Annotated in this window: 16 protein-coding genes and 1 riboswitch; of the genes, 10 read left to right on the top strand and 6 right to left on the bottom strand. The window is 56.3% G+C overall.

Features of this window, described 5'->3' with window-relative positions; genetic code table 11:
* Positions 1 to 198: hypothetical protein (locus tag CLV44_RS17415; protein ID WP_211298111.1), on the top strand; the 198-nt coding region annotated here is incomplete at its 5' end.
* Positions 199 to 285: 87 nt separating this feature from the next.
* Here the strand turns inward: CLV44_RS17415 and CLV44_RS09340 are convergent.
* From CLV44_RS09340 to CLV44_RS09330, 3 genes are all read right to left on the bottom strand, one after another.
* Positions 286 to 729, bottom strand: coding sequence for a universal stress protein (locus CLV44_RS09340; RefSeq protein WP_106591853.1), 444 nt, complete (start codon positions 727 to 729; stop codon positions 286 to 288).
* A gap of 8 nt (positions 730 to 737) precedes the next feature.
* Positions 738 to 3,326, bottom strand: coding sequence for a TRAP transporter permease (locus CLV44_RS09335; protein ID WP_106591852.1), 2,589 nt, complete (start codon positions 3,324 to 3,326; stop codon positions 738 to 740).
* Positions 3,327 to 3,394: 68 nt separating this feature from the next.
* Positions 3,395 to 4,375 (bottom strand): TAXI family TRAP transporter solute-binding subunit, encoded by a 981-nt coding sequence (locus CLV44_RS09330; RefSeq protein WP_106591851.1) that lies wholly within the window; start codon positions 4,373 to 4,375, stop codon positions 3,395 to 3,397.
* Between the two features lie 225 nt (positions 4,376 to 4,600).
* On the opposite strand from CLV44_RS09330, the gene pfkA reads away from it, so the two are divergent.
* On the top strand, positions 4,601 to 5,605 hold the full coding sequence (pfkA, locus tag CLV44_RS09325) for a 6-phosphofructokinase (protein ID WP_106591850.1): 1,005 nt from the start codon (positions 4,601 to 4,603) through the stop codon (positions 5,603 to 5,605).
* Positions 5,606 to 5,668: 63 nt separating this feature from the next.
* Here the strand turns inward: pfkA and CLV44_RS09320 are convergent, their stop codons facing one another.
* The 3 genes from CLV44_RS09320 to CLV44_RS09310 form a co-directional block, all read right to left on the bottom strand.
* The gene (locus CLV44_RS09320) at positions 5,669 to 6,310 is read right to left on the bottom strand and encodes an MBL fold metallo-hydrolase (RefSeq protein ID WP_106591849.1); all 642 of its coding nucleotides are present in this window, start codon (positions 6,308 to 6,310) and stop codon (positions 5,669 to 5,671) included.
* Positions 6,311 to 6,381: 71 nt separating this feature from the next.
* Positions 6,382 to 8,010: a methyl-accepting chemotaxis protein gene (locus tag CLV44_RS09315; RefSeq protein WP_106591848.1), complete on the bottom strand. Its 1,629-nt coding sequence runs from the start codon at positions 8,008 to 8,010 to the stop codon at positions 6,382 to 6,384.
* 182 nt (positions 8,011 to 8,192) lie between these two features.
* Positions 8,193 to 8,384, bottom strand: coding sequence for a zinc ribbon domain-containing protein (locus CLV44_RS09310; protein WP_106591861.1), 192 nt, complete (start codon positions 8,382 to 8,384; stop codon positions 8,193 to 8,195).
* 97 nt (positions 8,385 to 8,481) lie between these two features.
* Positions 8,482 to 8,577: riboswitch (TPP riboswitch) on the top strand.
* Positions 8,578 to 8,634: 57 nt separating this feature from the next.
* On the opposite strand from CLV44_RS09310, the gene thiD reads away from it, so the two are divergent.
* From thiD to CLV44_RS17220, 8 genes are all read left to right on the top strand, one after another.
* Positions 8,635 to 9,453, top strand: coding sequence for a bifunctional hydroxymethylpyrimidine kinase/phosphomethylpyrimidine kinase (gene thiD, locus CLV44_RS09305; RefSeq protein ID WP_106591847.1), 819 nt, complete (start codon positions 8,635 to 8,637; stop codon positions 9,451 to 9,453).
* A 3-nt stretch (positions 9,454 to 9,456) separates the two neighbouring features.
* Positions 9,457 to 10,194, top strand: a complete 738-nt coding sequence (locus tag CLV44_RS09300; protein WP_106591846.1) for an ABC transporter ATP-binding protein — start codon at positions 9,457 to 9,459, stop codon at positions 10,192 to 10,194.
* Complete coding sequence (locus CLV44_RS09295) at positions 10,194 to 10,964, top strand: ABC transporter permease (protein ID WP_106591860.1); 771 nt, start codon at positions 10,194 to 10,196, stop codon at positions 10,962 to 10,964. Before CLV44_RS09300 ends, CLV44_RS09295 begins: the two co-directional genes overlap by 1 nt.
* Positions 10,961 to 11,893 carry an ABC transporter substrate-binding protein gene (locus CLV44_RS09290; protein ID WP_106591845.1) on the top strand — a complete coding sequence of 311 codons (933 nt, stop codon included), beginning with the start codon at positions 10,961 to 10,963 and terminating at the stop codon, positions 11,891 to 11,893. Before CLV44_RS09295 ends, CLV44_RS09290 begins: the two co-directional genes overlap by 4 nt.
* Before the next feature lie 15 nt (positions 11,894 to 11,908).
* The gene (locus CLV44_RS09285) at positions 11,909 to 12,625 is read left to right on the top strand and encodes a TenA family protein (RefSeq protein WP_106591844.1); all 717 of its coding nucleotides are present in this window, start codon (positions 11,909 to 11,911) and stop codon (positions 12,623 to 12,625) included.
* The gene (gene tenA, locus CLV44_RS09280) at positions 12,612 to 13,274 is read left to right on the top strand and encodes a thiaminase II (protein ID WP_106591843.1); all 663 of its coding nucleotides are present in this window, start codon (positions 12,612 to 12,614) and stop codon (positions 13,272 to 13,274) included. The genes CLV44_RS09285 and tenA overlap by 14 nt, the downstream gene beginning before the upstream one ends.
* Positions 13,275 to 13,304: 30 nt before the next feature.
* Positions 13,305 to 15,179, top strand: a complete 1,875-nt coding sequence (gene thiC, locus CLV44_RS09275) for a phosphomethylpyrimidine synthase ThiC (RefSeq protein WP_106591842.1) — start codon at positions 13,305 to 13,307, stop codon at positions 15,177 to 15,179.
* Positions 15,180 to 15,354: 175 nt separating this feature from the next.
* Positions 15,355 to 15,969: a hypothetical protein gene (locus CLV44_RS17220; RefSeq protein WP_146139990.1), complete on the top strand. Its 615-nt coding sequence runs from the start codon at positions 15,355 to 15,357 to the stop codon at positions 15,967 to 15,969.
* Positions 15,970 to 16,276 lie beyond the last annotated feature (307 nt).

Here is a 16,276-nt window from a genome sequence, read left to right as displayed (position 1 = left end):
GAACAACGCTGCCGTTTGGCAGAACCTGTTGTCTCAAGCGAGGCGCATATTCTACCGCGTCTCATTTCAATGTCAACCTTTATTTTCGTTTTTTTGTTTCAGTGTCGAGCACTTCAACAACGAACCGGTGACATCAAGGAGGCAAATTCTACATCAGAAACTTATTCAGTTTCAAGCACTTACTTCCTTTTCATTTGAGTCTTCAGTGTTTCGCGAACCCTGTCGTCTCAAGCGAGGAGGCGAATTCTACAGACACCAGCGAGGGAGTCAACGCTTTTCTGTAATTTATTTCCGAGCCGTTCGACGCAACACCATTACTGAACAATGTGCGCGTTCAACTACCTTGGAGGTTACCGAGCCAATCAGTATATTCTCGACACGCGTATAGTTGTGGCTGGGCATCACGATCAGGTCCGCATGAAGCTTGTCTGCCAGTTTAACAATCTCACGGGCAGCACTGCCTTCACAGATATGCTCATGACAGTGTTTCAACTCAGGGACTGTCTGCTGTACCAGGCTGTGTACTTCCCGCTTCAGCCCTTTCAATGCTTTTTCTACAGCATCATCAGGAAAGTATGCCGCCACCAGCGGCATATTCAAACCTGGAAGGACTGCCATTACATGGAGTTCAGATGTCGAATCTTCCAGATAACGACTGGCTTCCATTAATGACTGCCTGACAGTTTCCTTATCTTGCATATCCACGGGCAGCAATATTTTCTTGAACATATGTGCTCCTAGATTAAAGTCTGCTCTCGACGGCGGCGCAGCTGCAGCATTGCCAGCCCAGCCAACAGCATCAGCGCAGGGAGTATCATCCACTGCTTATCGGGACGTTCAGCCTCCTGTTGAATACCCAGAATCTGCCAGTCAAAGTCCAGTCCAGCATCTTGGGCCGCGCTGCCAAACCCTACAAGCTCAACAGTTACCTGCTCATCGGTGATATCCAGTGTCAGTCCAGCATTGGACAACTTTTCTGCACCCGTCTCGCCGTCACCCAATGGCAGCCGGACCAGCTGGGAAACCATGTCTCCATCAATATTCATGCCCTCTGCCTGTAGCATCAAAGCATCACCCGGCGCTACGTTGGCCGCCAACTGTTCAATTTGCTGCGCAGGCTTGATCTCAACCGGAGGGTAGATTTCATCCCACCAGAAACCGGGACGGAATAAGGTGAACGCTATCAATATCAACAGCAACGTTTCATACCAGCGACTTTTTACCAACCAGTACCCCTGGGTAGCGGCAGCAAAAATAAGCATCGCGGTCACCGCCGTGAAGATGGTGATCATCAAGTGCGGAATGCTTTCAATCCCGATCAGCAATAGTTCGGTGTTGAAAATGAACATGAATGGCAGTACGGCCGTTCGTATATCGTAGGTAAAACCCTGTATGCCTGTCCGAATGGGATCCGACTGGGCAATGGCTGCCGCGGCAAATGCCGCCAGTCCCACTGGAGGCGTATCATCGGCGAGGATGCCAAAGTAGAACACGAACAGGTGCACCGCGATCAACGGTACGATAAGCCCCTGCTGCGCTCCCAAGGTCACGATGACCGGGGCCATTAATGTTGATACGACTATATAGTTAGCCGTTGTGGGCAGCCCCATACCCAGGATCAGGCTGATTACCGCAGTGAACAACAGCATCAGCATGATGTTACCCGCCGAGATAAACTCGACAAACTCGGTCATCACCAGGCCGATCCCTGTCAGAGTGACCGTACCCACCACAATACCGGCTGCTGCTGTCGCTACACCGATACCGATCATGTTGCGCGAGCCGGTTACCAGCCCATCCAGCAGGTCATTGCACCCTGCCCTGATGCCTTCGGCAAAAGCACTGCTGCCGGAGCGAAACATCGCTTTCATCGGCTTATGGGTCAACACAACAACAATCATGAAGACCGTAGCCCAAAATGCCGACAGGCCGGGCGAGAAGCGCTCTACAGTCAGGCACCAGACCAGCACGAACACCGGCAACAGGAAGTAGAGACCGGACTTAACCGTCGGCCCGGTGCGGGGCAAGGTCAGTACCTCGGCATTAGGATCATCCATTTCCAGATCAGGATACCCTGCCGAATGCCGTAGCAGCAGAATATAGGCCAACAGTACGCCTGCCGCCATCAACCAGTAACTGGCATTGCCCAAGTGTGCCTTGGTCCAGCCAAAGCCGTAATACAACCCCAGCGACAACAGACAGACACCGAGAACAATTCCGCACCAGGTTGTCAGCTTATGTACGAGCGAACGCTCATCCAGCAGCTTGGGTAAGCCCTCCATACCCGCTTTCAGCGCTTCAAGATGGACGATATAGATCAGCGCAATATAGGAAATAAGCGCTGGCAAGATCGCATGCTGAACCACTTCAATATAAGAAATGCCGACATATTCAACCATCAGAAAAGCCGCGGCCCCCATGATCGGTGGCGTCAGCTGCCCGTTGGTTGATGCCGCAACCTCAACGGCACCCGCTTTGTAGCTGGGGAAACCGACTCGCTTCATCAACGGGATCGTGAACGTGCCCGTGGTCACCACATTGGCGATGGAAGAGCCGGAAATCAAACCGCTGAGACCGGACGAAACAACAGCGGCCTTGGCTGGACCACCGCGCATATGCCCCAGCAGTGAAAAGGATACCTGGGTGAAATAGTTCCCGGCACCGGCCTTTTCCAGCAAGGCACCAAACAGCACAAACAGAAACACGAAACTGGTAGATACACCCAGAGCAACACCAAAAACGCCCTCGGTCGTCAGCCACTGGTGCGACATTGCCTTCGACAGGCTGGCACCTTTATGGGCAATTACATCCGGCATATAAGGGCCGGCGAAGGTATAGGTCAGGAAAACGGCCGCAACCACCATCAATGGTGGCCCAAGTGCACGCCGCGTGGCTTCCAGCAGCAGCAGCATACCGGCGACGGCGACAACAATATCGGCAGTGATCGGAGCACCCGAACGGGTTGCCAACTGATCTTCAAACAACACCAGGTAGCCCGCCGAGAATGCGCCTGCCAACGCGAACAACCAGTCATGCCAGGGCACACGGAAACGGGGTGAGCTTTTCAGGGCCGGATATGCGGTATAGGCAAGAAAAATGGCAAAGGCCAGATGCACGGCCCGAGCCTTGGAGTCATTGATGACCCCGAAGTCGAATATGAACGGCAAGGGTGATGCATACCACAGCTGGAACAGTGCCCACGCCAGCGCCATGCTCCATAACAGCTTACCCGGCCACCCTTTGGGCGCTCGCGCACCACTGTCGGACTGGGCAACCAGCGCCTGAATGTCGTCGTTAGCGGTTTTGTCGGTATCATCCTGAGACACGGCGAACACCCTTATAGAAGAAAACAGAAATCAGGGGATGTATCACACCCCCCGTGGTCAAGCGCGGATTACAGCAGGCCCGCTTCCTTATAGTACTTTTCGGCACCCGGATGCAGAGGAGCCGTCAGTGCATCACGCACCATCTCCTCTTTTTTGAGCGTAATAAAGGCAGGGTGCAGCTTGCGGAAGGTATCGAAGTTTTCGAACACCGCTTTGACGACGTTGTACACCACCTCATCCGGCACCTGTGCCGAGCTGACGATAGTCGCCCCCACACCGAACGTCATGACATCATCGGGGTTGCCACGGTACATACCGCCCGGAATGGCCACCTTACGGTAGTAGCTGTTCTCAACAACCAACATATCCACCGTCGCATCATTCACCACAACCAGCGTACTGTCACACGAGGTAGTGGCTTCCTTGATGGCTCCACTCGGGTGACCAACAACATAAACCATGGCGTCGATTTTGTTATCGCACAGCGCGCTGGCCTGCTCTGAAGCCTTCAGTTCGGACGCCAGCGAGAAATCGCTCTTGTCCCAACCCTTGGCCTTCATCAGCACTTCAATCGTGCCACGCTGGCCGGAACCCGGATTACCGATATTGACTCGCTTGCCCTTGAGATCATCGAAATTCTTGATCCCGGCATCCGCGCGCGCCACCACCGTAAACGGCTCCGCATGCATGGAAAAGACCGAACGCAAATCCTTGTTGGCACCCTGATCCGCGAATCCGTCGGTACCATTATAGGCATGGAACTGCCAGTCAGACTGGGCAACGCCCATGTCCAGTTCACCGGCACGGATGGTATTGAGGTTGTAGATCGACCCACCGGTACTTTCGACAGAGCAGCGAATGCCATGCGCAGCACGCTCCTTGTTGACCAGACGACAGATTGCACCACCGGTCGGGTAGTACACTCCAGTCACACCGCCGGTGCCGATGGTGATAAAGCTTTCCGCCTGTGCAACCGAGGCTGTCACCAGCCCTCCCGCTGCCACAGCGGTCGCCATTGCCGCAGACATCAGCGTTTTTTTCAGTGCCATATCGAACTCTCCTGTTTCGTATCGGAAAGGCCCTGCGACCAGATTGCCGGGCCAGCTTCAGACTTTCAGTATTAGCCAGTGTGGACGTTGCTTCAACCGTTTGCTGAATTTTTACTGTAAAAACGGTGACATAGACCGGTCACAATGTACGGGTAACAAGGACTCACGGCGTGCTTTCAATTCCGCTATAGTGATATCAAATCCGTGATTACGGAAGGAGCCGATATGTACAGTTTGCCTGACCTGGAGCCATTGCGTGACTTCAACGCCATTGCCGTACTGACCAGCGGTGGCGACTCGCCAGGGATGAATCCTGCCGTACGGGGCGTAGTGCGCGCCGCACTCAATAGCGGCATTGAGGTCTACGGTATTCAGAAAGGCTACAGCGGCCTGCTCGCCGGCGATCTTCGCGTGATGACTTCGGCATCCGTGCGCAATATCGTGCAGCGCGGCGGTACCATTCTGAAAAGTGACCGTTGCGACGCCTTCAGGGATGCCGAAGTACGCCAGCAGGCCATCAAGGTACTGGTCCAGAACGGTATTGATGCATTGGTTGTCATCGGTGGCGATGGCTCCTTGACCGGCGCGCACTGTCTGGCAGAGGAAAGTGATATCGCCGTCATCGGCCTGCCCGGCACAATCGACAACGATATTTTCGGCACCGAAGACACCATCGGCTTTGATACCGCCGTCAATACGGCCCTGGATGCCATCGACAAGATCCGTGACACGGCCTCATCGCATGAACGTCACTTTCTGGTCGAAGTGATGGGCCGTAATTCCGGTTTTCTGGCAACTCATGTGGGTATTGCCGCCGGGGCAGAAATGGTGATTGTGCCGGAATATGAGGTCCACATTGAGCAACTGGGGCAGCAACTGTCTGACAGTCGCCGGGCCGGAAAAGGTTCGAGCGGTATCATTGTCGTTGCCGAGGGGCGAGAGCCCGGGCTGACCTATCGCCTGGCTCAACAACTCAAGCAACAGGGTGAGGAGCCACGAGTCTGCATTCTGGGTCATATCCAGCGCGGCGGACAGCCCAGCGGCCACGACCGAGTGCTCGCATCCGGCTTGGGAGCCATGGCCGTCAGCTATCTGCTGGCCGGCTACAGTGACATCATGGTCGGCGTTGCCGAAGGTGCCATTGTCGACATACCACTGGACAGCGTCATCCGCTATCGCAAGGGGCTGGACCCAAACCTGTTTGAGCTGGCCTTGTTACTGCACCGATAAACGGAAGAAGCTGCCGGGCTCTCTGCCGGTGAAGGCACAGCATGCCCGGCACGGTGGCCAGTATCAGCCGAAACGATCGGCCACGAAAGGGTTGCTCTGCCGCTCTTCACCGAACGTGGACATGGGGCCATGGCCCGGAATAAATGCGATCTCGTCACCCAGCGGAAACAACTTCTCGCGAATGGAACGAATCAGGGTGGCATGGTCGCCACGCGGGAAATCAGTACGGCCAATAGAGCCCTGGAATAGCACATCACCCACCAGCGCCAATGCCGACGGGCGGTGATAGAACACTACATGTCCGGGCGTATGGCCAGGACAGTGAAGAACCTCCAGCACCACCTCTCCGAAGGTCACGGTATTGCCGTCCTCAAGCCAACGGTCCGGGGTAAATATCTCAACATTCGGGAACCCGAACATCTCGCTCTGCTTGGGCAGGCCTTCGATCCAGAATTCATCCTCACGCTCAGGCCCCTCAATCGTTAGCCCCAGCTCTCGGGACAGGGCCGCTGTACCACCGGCATGATCAATATGGGCATGGGTGAGCAGGATTTTTTCCAGCTGTACCCCTGCGTCCGCGACTGCCGCCTTGATGCGGTCAAGGTCGCCGCCGGGATCTACAACCGCCGCCTTCAACGTCTGTTCACACCACAGCAGGGTACAGTTCTGCTGGAAGGGGGTTACGGGAATAATGCGATACTTCATCGAACCTTTCATGGAACTCCGCCGTTTCAGTCATCTGTTGGTAGCAGTATATCGGCCTGCCGCCGTAAAAGTCAGGTACTGAAACGGTTGATCTGAGCCTGCAGGTTCCGCGCCAGCTGTTGCAGCTCTTCGCCACTACCCGCGACCGCATTGGCTGCCACCACGGTACTCTCCGACGCTTGGGTAATACGCAGCAAGTTGTGATTCATCTCTTCCGAAACCTGGCTTTGCTGCTCGGCCGCAGCCGCCACCTGAACCCCCATATCGCGGATATGGGCCATCTGTTCGACAATACGTTCCAATTCCTTGCCGGCATGCATGGCGGTAGTCACACTGCCTTCGGCCTGCTCACGTGAGCGCCCCATCACCTCGACGGCTTTCTGGGCTGCCGTGCGCAGGCGCTCATTCATGCTCCGAATCTCCTCGGTAGACCCTTGCGTCCGTTGCGCCAGCTGTCGGACCTCATCCGCGACGACGGCAAAGCCTCGCCCGGAATCACCCGCCCGTGCCGCTTCAATGGCCGCATTCAGCGCCAGCAGGTTAGTCTGTTCGGAGATGGCCTGTATTTCACTCAGCACCTGACCGATCTGGACCGTATCACCTTCCAGGGCCTGAATAACGGCGGCCGCCTGCTCGACTTCATGTGCCAGGGCCTGGATACGCTGCACGGTATCATCAACATCATGGTTGCCTTCATCGGCCTCACGGTCCGCACTTTCAATCGCATCAGCCGTTTCACCGGCACTGCGGGCCACTTCATGTACGCTGGCCGCCATTTCGTTCATCGCCGTCGACAACAGCTCGGCTTCCTGTGCCTGCGCATCCAGCGCCGTACTGGTTTCCTCGGCGCTACGGGCCAGCCCCTCGGCGCTGGACGACACCTGAGTCGCAGACGCCGCAATCTGGTGTACCAGATCCTGAAAAACCCCCAGCGTCTCATCGATACGACGCCCCACCTTGCCCAGTTCATCATTGCTGTTCAACTCGGTGCGCACCCGCAAATCACCCTGAGCGACCTGCTGCATCACCTCGTTGATCCGCTCAAGCGGTCGGATAATGCTGCGACCGACCGGGATGGCCAAAGCGATCAACAACACCATCACCACCGCAAACAACCCGCCGATACGCATCAGATCATTGGTAAAGGCAGCGTTCAAGTCACTGACGTACACCCCGGTACCGACGACCCATCCCCATTCGGCAAACGGTTTGGCCAAACTGATTTTAGGCTGGGGCTGGCTGTTGCCGGCTTGCGGCCAAAGATAATCAAACTTGGCTACATCGGTACCACTGCCAATCAATGCCGCCATCTGCTTGAAAATCGGCGCGCCGTCAGGGCTGGTTACCGACATCAGATTACGTCCGACCTGAGACGGATCTCCGCCATGCGCCAAAATCGTCGCCTGCTTGTCCAGCACAAAGAAGTAGTCACCCTCACCATACTGCATGCTTTCCAGCATCTGACGCGCGACCGCCTGAGCTTCCTCCAGCGTCAACTCGCCCGAGTCCACCCGTGCTTTTTGTGTTCGGAGCAACCCTTCCGATGCATCAAGCAGTGCATGCAGCTGCTGCTGGCGCTCGGCTCTCAGCGAATCCCGCATGTCCAACAAGGACATCGATGACAGAATAAGTAGCATTAATGCAGCGAAAGACACGATCAGCCAGAGCTTGGCGCGGACATTGAGGCTTTGCAGAAACATGGGGGCATCCCTAATGTATTATTATGTGGCAACAACATCTGTCGCTGCTTCAGCACAGATTATCACAGCGCAGACCAAGGTAAAGACCCGCTTAAGTATGTGGCTATATCAACGTGATCTAATATGATTACACCGATAACAACGGCCAGCAGGCACATGCCTTCATATGAGCAGATGACTTGCTAGCCACCCTCTCGCTCAACACTGACCTCAGGTGCCCCCTGAGTACCGACGACCACCCGTACCGTCATCGGACTGCAGCACACAGTGCAGTCTTCGCTGTACTCCTGCTCCGGTTCAGTGACATCCACGGTGAGACTGATCGGCTCACTGCACCAGGGACAGAGTAACTCCACCACTTCCAACGGGTTCATCAGCATTTCTCCTCTGGGCCGGTCCAGACCTGCAGCCCCCTGCGGTCATCTGGTTAAAGCATAGACAGTTACGTGCCAAGTGCCTAAACTAGCCGCTGATTCTTGGTCGGGGTGCCCACATTGATGGGCTGAGATGAAACCCGCTGAACCTGATCCGGTTGATACCGGCGTAGGAAATCGAGATGACCGTCACTGCCTCACCACGCCTGTGCGTGGCCGGTGCGGTTTTCTCCCGTACAGGAGCATCCGCATGACACAGATTCGCACACCCGTTGCCCTTACCATTGCCGGTTCCGACAGCGGCGGCGGTGCCGGTATCCAAGCCGACCTGAAAGCCTTTTCCGCCCTCGGCGTATACGGCACTTCGGTGATCACTGCACTAACCGCACAGAACACCTGCGAAGTCCGAGCCATTCACGACGTTCCTGCCACCTTTATTGCCGACCAGTTGAACACGGTGCTGGACGACATTCAGGTCGATGCCATCAAGATCGGCATGCTCAGCCGTCCCGAGACCATTTTCACCGTCGCTGCCATCCTGCGCGAACGCGGACTGACCAATATCGTGCTTGACCCGGTAATGGTCGCCAAAAGCGGCGACAAGCTGCTGACCGACGAATCCGTCGCGGCCCTGCGCGCAGAACTGCTGCCATTAGCAACACTGATCACGCCCAACCTGCCGGAAGCGTCTGTGTTGCTCACCGCCAACGAAGCCGAATCAGCAGACGAGATGCAACACCAGGCACAGCAGTTGCTGGCGCTTGGCCCACAGGCGGTACTGGTCAAAGGGGGCCATCTGGCCAACTCCGCCAGCGATGACAGCGCCGACCTGCTGCTGACGGCTACAGCCGCTCATTGGCTGCCCGCCAAACGCATTGCCACCGCCAACACTCACGGCACCGGTTGTACTCTGTCATCGGCCATCGCCGCCGGGCTGGCCAAGGGACTGGACGTGCAAACCGCGGTGGAACAGGCCAAGACGTACATCACCGCCGCCATTGCCGCCGCCGACCGGCTACAGGTGGGCTCCGGTCACGGCCCGACCCATCACTTCCACGCCTGGTGGTAAGCGGTGGAAATTCGTATTGAACAGGCCAGCCTGCACTGGCAGCAACACTGCGTCTTTACCGACCTGAACCTGACGCTGCCCGCCGGGCAATGGACCAGCATTCTCGGCCAGTCCGGTGTTGGCAAAAGCTCACTACTGCAACTGCTGTGCGGGATTGCCGACGATGCGGATATCCGTGGCCGAATTCAGTGCAGTGACGGACTGCCGCTGGAGGGGCGCGTCGCCTGGATGGCACAACAGGATCTGCTGCTGCCCTGGCTGTCGCTGCGTGACAATGTCCTGCTCGCGGCCCGTCTGACGCAGAGCCGCAGCGCCTCAACCGAGCAGCGAGAGCTGGCGCTGTATCTGTTGCAGCAGGTGGGTCTGGGCGAGCGCGCTGATGCCCTGCCGGCGCAGCTGTCCGGTGGCCAGCGCCAGCGCGTGGCACTGGCCCGCACTCTGTTTCAGGACAAGCCATTGGTGTGCATGGACGAGCCCTTCTCGGCGCTGGATGCGATCAACCGGTTGAAGCTGCAGGATCTGGCCGCCGAATTGCTGGCCGATCGCACCGTGCTGATGATTACCCACGACCCACTCGAAGCCCTGCGCCTGTCCAACCGCATTCTGGTCCTGCAAGGCTCACCGGCAAGCCTGTCTGCACCGCTGTTGCCTGCCGGAGCAACACCACGCCCGGTCAGTGACCCACAGGTGCTGCAACAACAGGCACAGCTGCTCACACTGCTGGCGGAGACAGTCACATGATGCGCTGGCTGCGTCCCGTTATCATCACGCTGGGGCTGATGCTGCTATGGCAGCTGATTGTCTGGCTGACCGACGCGCCTCATTTCATCCTGCCGGGGCCGCTAAGGGTGCTTGAAACCCTGATCGCCCAGTTTCCGCTGCTGATGAAACATGCCGGTATTACCCTGGCCGAAATTCTGCTCGGACTGCTGCTGGGCACGCTCCTTGGATTGATCAGTGCGCTGTCGCTGGTCACCTGGGGCGGCCTGCGCCGCTGGCTGATGCCGGTACTGGTGGTCAGTCAGGCGATTCCGGTGTTTGCGCTCGCACCGGTGTTGATGCTGTGGCTCGGCTACGGCATGGCGTCCAAAGTAGCCATGGCCACCCTGATCATCTATTTCCCGGTGACGGCTGCCTGTTTCGACGGCCTGCGTCAGACACCCACCGGCTATCTGCAACTGGCGCGCACACTCGGTGCCAACCGCCGTGCCCAGCTGCTGCAGATTCGCCTGCCTGCCGCCCTGCCCGCATTCGGTTCAGGCCTGCGCGTAGCGGCATCAGTTGCTCCCATCGGTGCCGTTGTTGGCGAATGGGTCGGCTCCTCCACCGGGCTGGGCTATCTGATGCTGAATGCCAACGCCCGCATGCAGGTGGACCTGATGTTTGCCGCTCTGATGGTGCTCGCCGTGATGGCACTGGCACTCTACTTTTCCGTCAACCTGATCGCTCGACGCCTGACGCCCTGGCTGCAGGAGTCAACGTCATCGACAACCCGAGGTGATTCCCAATGAAACGACTGACTGCACTGCTGTGCGGCTGCCTGCTCTCAGTTCAGGTAATGGCTGCCGACAAGGTCGAGCTGCTGCTCGACTGGTTCATCAACCCCGACCATGGCGCGCTGATTGTCGCCCAACAGAAAGGCTACTTCACCGAGCAGGGGCTGGAGGTCAATCTGGTGGAACCGGCTGACCCGTCGATGCCGCCAAAGCTGGTGGCCGCAGGCAAGGCTGACATGGCGATCACCTATCAGCCGCAGCTGCATGTGATGGTGGACCAGGCGCTGCCGCTGACCCGTGTCGGTACGCTGGTAGCCACACCGCTGAACTCGCTGGTTGTGCTGGCCGACGGCCCGGTAAAAACGCTGGCCGATCTCAAGGGCAAAAAAGTGGGGTATTCCGTCGGTGGGTATGAGGAAGCACTGATGCGTGCCATGCTCGCCCAGCATGGGCTGACGCTGGACGACATCGAGATGGTCAACGTCAACTGGTCACTGTCGCCGTCACTGATCACCGGACAGGTCGATGCCGTGATCGGTGCCTATCGCAACTTCGAACTCAACCAGATGGAACTTGAAGGCCATCCGGGCCGAGCCTTCTATATAGAAGAAGAAGGCGTACCGGCTTACGACGAACTGGTACTGGTCATCAACAACAAGGATCGTGGCGACAACCGCCATGCCCGCATCATCAGTGCCATCGAAAAGGCGACCCAATATATCGTCAACCACCCGGATGCCGCCTGGCAGGCTTTCGTCAGCTACAAGCCGGACGAGCTGAATACCGAACTCAATCGCCGCGCCTGGGCCGACACCCTGAGCCGTTTTGCACTGCGCCCCGCGGCACTGGATGCAGCCCGCTACCAGCGCCTCGGTGCGTTCATGCAGGCACAGGGGCTGACCAGCAGTAACCCGCCGGTCGCCGACTATGCCATCGTACCCTGAGGCCAAGGAGTCATCATGCATTTTGCCGACTACCGTCAACAGCATCCGCAGCAGCGCCTGAGCGAGCAACTGCGCGGCTATGTCGAACATGACTGGGCGCTGGCCGTGAACCACCCGTTCACCGAAGCACTCGGCGATGACCAACTGACGGATGCCGTCTATGCCCGTTACCTGGTCCAGGATTACGCCTTCATCGACACCCTGGTCAATCTGGTCGCCCGCACCATCGCCAATGCGCCAGCAATGCCGCCGAAAACCGTGCTGGCGGGTTTTCTGGCAGCACTGACCAGTGACGAAAACACCTACTTCCTGCGCTCTTTCGAGGCGCTTGGGTTGAACAAAACCGACTACCTGAGCCCTGAACTGCACCCGGTCAGCCAGGCCATCATCAGTACCCTGAAGGCCGCCGAAGATAGCTACGAAGCAGCGATCATCTGCCTGTGCGTGGCCGAATGGTCCTATCTGAGCTGGTCACAGCAACAGGCCGCCAAACCGCGCGGCAGCCGCTTCTATCTGCAGGAGTGGATCGACCTGCATGTATTGCCCGAATTCGAGCAATTCGTAGGCTGGCTGCGGGGTCAGGTCGACAGTTTTGCCGATCGCGACCCGGCCACCCTCGAACGGCTGGCCGATCTGTTCCGCTGCATGACCGTACTGGAGCATCAGTTTTTCAGCGCCAGCCTTGACCCTACATCCGTTACCGAGCAGGAGGTTGCCCATGTCATTGTATGACCATCTGAAAACCCAGTGCAGCGATGACTGGAAGGCCTATATCCAGCATGACTTTGTACGCCAGCTGGGTCGTGGCGATCTGGCCGAAGCCAGCTTCCAGCATTATCTGCAGCAGGATTACCTGTTCCTGATCCAGTTCAGCCGTGCCTGGGGCCTGGCCGTATTCAAGAGCGAAGACCTGGCCAGCATGCGCTACGCCCAGTCCGGCCTCAACGCCATGCTCGATACCGAAATCGGCCTGCATGTGGACTACTGCCGCGACTGGGGCATCAGCGAAGCACAGCTGCAGACACTGCCCGAAGCCTCGGCCACCGTGGCCTATACCCGCTATGTGCTGGATGCCGGTTTCGCCGGTGATCTGCTCGACCTGCACGTGGCGCTGTCCCCCTGCATCATCGGCTATGCCGAGATCGCCCAGTGGCTGGCCGAACAGCCCGACACCCGCCGTGAAGGCAACCCGTACAACGCCTGGATCGAGATGTACCTGAGCGACGAATACCAGCAGGCCGCCCGCACCGAGCGCGAACTGCTGGACACCCTGGGACAGGATCTGCCACCCGCCCGCCTGGCCGCACTGGAAAAACGCTTCCGCACCGCGACCCGCATGGAAGTGAGCTTCTGGCAGATGGGCCTGGATCTGGCCGACTGATCATTACAACGATAATACGCAGGAAACATAATGAGCACACAGCACCTGAGCAACACCGCATCCGTCGACAAGGACTCCGTGCAGCCCTTTCCCAAGTCGCGCAAAGTCTATGTCGAAGGCAGCCGTCCCGACATCCGCGTACCCATGCGTGAAATCACGTTGGACGACACCCCCACCGACATGGGTGGCGAGAAGAATGATCCGCTTTACGTCTACGATACCTCCGGCCCCTACACCGATCCGGACGCTGACATCGACGTGCGTAAGGGCCTGGCACCGCTGCGCGAACACTGGATTCTGGAACGTGACGACACCGAACAACTGGGTGGCCTGAGTTCCGAATATGGTCGCACCCGCGCCGCTGATCTGCGTCTGGACGAGCTGCGTTTCGAGCTGACCCGCCAGCCGCGTCGTGCCAAGCCCGGCAAGAACGTCTCTCAGCTGCACTACGCCCGTCAGGGGATCATCACCCCGGAGATGGAATACATCGCCATCCGCGAGAACATGAAGCTGGCCAAGACCAAGGCCGAAGGCAACATCGTTGCCGAACAGCACCCGGGCCACAACTTCGGTGCCTACCTGCCGGACGAGATCACGCCGGAATTCGTACGCCAGGAAGTGGCCGAAGGCCGTGCCATCATTCCGTGCAACATCAACCATCCGGAATTGGAACCGATGATCATCGGCCGCAACTTCCTGGTGAAGATCAACGGCAACATCGGCAACTCCGCCGTGACCTCCTCCATCGAAGAGGAAGTCGCCAAAATGACCTGGGGCACGCGCTGGGGGTCGGACACCATCATGGACCTGTCCACCGGCAAGAACATCCACGAGACCCGTGAGTGGATTCTGCGCAACTCGCCCGTACCCATCGGCACCGTACCGATTTATCAGGCGCTGGAGAAAGTGAACGGCGTCGCCGAAGACCTGAACTGGGAAGTGTTCCGCGACACCCTGATCGAACAGGCGGAACAGGGGGTGGATTACTTCACCATCCACGCCGGCGTACTGCTGCGCTACGTGCCGCTGACCGCCAAGCGCATGACCGGCATCGTCTCCCGCGGCGGTTCGATCATGGCGAAGTGGTGTCTGGCCCATCACGAAGAGAACTTCCTCTACACCCACTTCGAAGAGATCTGCGAGATCTGCAAGGCCTACGACGTGGCCTTCTCTCTCGGTGATGGCCTGCGTCCGGGCTCGGTCTACGACGCCAACGACGCGGCCCAGTTTGCCGAGCTGGAAACCCTGGGCGAGTTGACCAAGATCGCCTGGCAGCACGATGTGCAGGTGATGATCGAAGGTCCGGGCCATGTGCCGATGCACATGATCAAGGAGAATATGGACAAGCAGCTGGAGGAGTGCCACGAGGCACCTTTCTATACGCTGGGGCCATTGACCACCGATATCGCACCGGGCTACGACCACATCACCTCCGGCATCGGTGCGGCCATGATCGGCTGGTACGGCTGTGCCATGCTCTGCTACGTGACGCCGAAGGAGCATCTGGGCCTGCCCAACAAGGATGACGTCAAGACCGGCATCATCACCTACAAGATCGCCGCTCATGCCGCCGACCTGGCGAAAGGCCATCCGGGTGCACAGATCCGCGACAACGCCATGTCCAAGGCACGTTTCGAGTTCCGCTGGGAAGACCAGTTCAACATCGGCCTCGACCCGGACACCGCCCGCGCCTACCACGACGAGACTCTGCCGAAGGACTCTGCCAAGGTCGCCCACTTCTGCTCCATGTGCGGACCCAAGTTCTGCTCGATGAAGATCTCTCAGGAAGTGCGTGATCTGGACGAAGCCCAGGTGGCGGCGATCAATGCCCAGGCGGAACAGGGCATGAAGGAGAAGTCGGAAGAGTTCAAGGACAGCGGTGCCGAGATCTACCATAAAGTATAATGGCTATACTTTGAGAGGGCTTCATGCCCTCTTTATGTCTGAATATAGCAGCGTAAAGTTATCATATTCATTTGTGAGTAATTTGTATTTCATACGGTACAAAAAAATTGCTTGAATACCATAAAATGGTTATGTGATAATAAAATTATATTGAAAACTATTACATGGATGTAATATGTCAACTTTATCTATAAAAGACATCCCATACCAAGTTCCTCAAGATACCAAAGGTCAGCTAGCATACCTCGCCTCTATTTTACGCATTGATAAGAGTAAGGCTATAAGCAGCGGAGAGCCTGGACTAAATGCTATGATTTCTGTTCTTGTGTATCGACACTTGGATCGAAATCAGCGAATCGTAGCTTTGCGATCAATAAGAAAGCTATCCTCTATACCGGACTCACCTGGGTTATATCACTTACCAAATAGTCTTACTGCAACAGAATCAAGATCTCTCGAGCAAGCACTCATACATAGGGTTTTAGATACAACGTTTGTAAATAACCAATGGTGGGGACTTTGGGCACTAACAACAGAAGAGCTGAAAAGTGACTTAGACTTTCATGGTATTGTAAATGATGCAGGTGGATCTATAGGTATCACAGTGTCAGCCATGAGTTTCAAAGACTTCTTGGACAAAGCCATTAAAAGTAAAGGCATCAGTAAAAAGGGATGGATCTCATTAATAATTTGGATATCATTTATCGCTAACAAGTCAAGTTTAGATGCAGCGGAAGAAGAAATAGATCGACGTACAATAAAAAATCAAATTGAAACCGGTTTTCACTAAAAGTCATGTTTAGAAAAACATATATTATTACAGTTTATTTTTTGATTTTTTTCATGAGTCTATATGCTTGGGATAATATATCAAACAAGCCATATACTTTTATAGTATTTACAGCTTTTCTATTAATTTATACTTTATTTTTAGAAAGAAAATTAGTCAATAAAGGTTCGATTAAACCAAAGAAAGCCATAACCATCTACTTGATTTATTTTACATTGAATACTGTCATAATAATATTATATTTTTCATCAGCTTACTCAATATCTATCTTTTTCTATTCAGTGTTTTCAATTGGGATTGTTTTTAT

The organism is Marinobacterium halophilum (genome assembly GCF_003014615.1).
Lineage (GTDB): Bacteria > Pseudomonadota > Gammaproteobacteria > Pseudomonadales > Balneatricaceae > Marinobacterium > Marinobacterium halophilum.
Note: the sequence above shows the minus strand (reverse complement) of the source record. Positions and strands in the feature narration are given on the sequence as shown.

What these genes read in the sequence shown, in the direction of transcription:
- CLV44_RS09340 (WP_106591853.1), bottom strand. Translation starts at nt 729, where the DNA reads ATGTTCAAGAAAATATTGCTGCCCGTGGATATGCAAGATAAGGAAACT.
- CLV44_RS09295 (WP_106591860.1), top strand. Translation starts at nt 10,194, where the DNA reads ATGCGCTGGCTGCGTCCCGTTATCATCACGCTGGGGCTGATGCTGCTA.
- CLV44_RS09330 (WP_106591851.1), bottom strand. Translation starts at nt 4,375, where the DNA reads ATGGCACTGAAAAAAACGCTGATGTCTGCGGCAATGGCGACCGCTGTG.
- thiD (WP_106591847.1), top strand. Translation starts at nt 8,635, where the DNA reads ATGACACAGATTCGCACACCCGTTGCCCTTACCATTGCCGGTTCCGAC.
- CLV44_RS09310 (WP_106591861.1), bottom strand. Translation starts at nt 8,384, where the DNA reads ATGAACCCGTTGGAAGTGGTGGAGTTACTCTGTCCCTGGTGCAGTGAG.
- tenA (WP_106591843.1), top strand. Translation starts at nt 12,612, where the DNA reads ATGTCATTGTATGACCATCTGAAAACCCAGTGCAGCGATGACTGGAAG.
- CLV44_RS17220 (WP_146139990.1), top strand. Translation starts at nt 15,355, where the DNA reads ATGTCAACTTTATCTATAAAAGACATCCCATACCAAGTTCCTCAAGAT.
- CLV44_RS09285 (WP_106591844.1), top strand. Translation starts at nt 11,909, where the DNA reads ATGCATTTTGCCGACTACCGTCAACAGCATCCGCAGCAGCGCCTGAGC.
- thiC (WP_106591842.1), top strand. Translation starts at nt 13,305, where the DNA reads ATGAGCACACAGCACCTGAGCAACACCGCATCCGTCGACAAGGACTCC.
- pfkA (WP_106591850.1), top strand. Translation starts at nt 4,601, where the DNA reads ATGTACAGTTTGCCTGACCTGGAGCCATTGCGTGACTTCAACGCCATT.
- CLV44_RS09290 (WP_106591845.1), top strand. Translation starts at nt 10,961, where the DNA reads ATGAAACGACTGACTGCACTGCTGTGCGGCTGCCTGCTCTCAGTTCAG.
- CLV44_RS09320 (WP_106591849.1), bottom strand. Translation starts at nt 6,310, where the DNA reads ATGAAGTATCGCATTATTCCCGTAACCCCCTTCCAGCAGAACTGTACC.
- CLV44_RS09315 (WP_106591848.1), bottom strand. Translation starts at nt 8,010, where the DNA reads ATGTTTCTGCAAAGCCTCAATGTCCGCGCCAAGCTCTGGCTGATCGTG.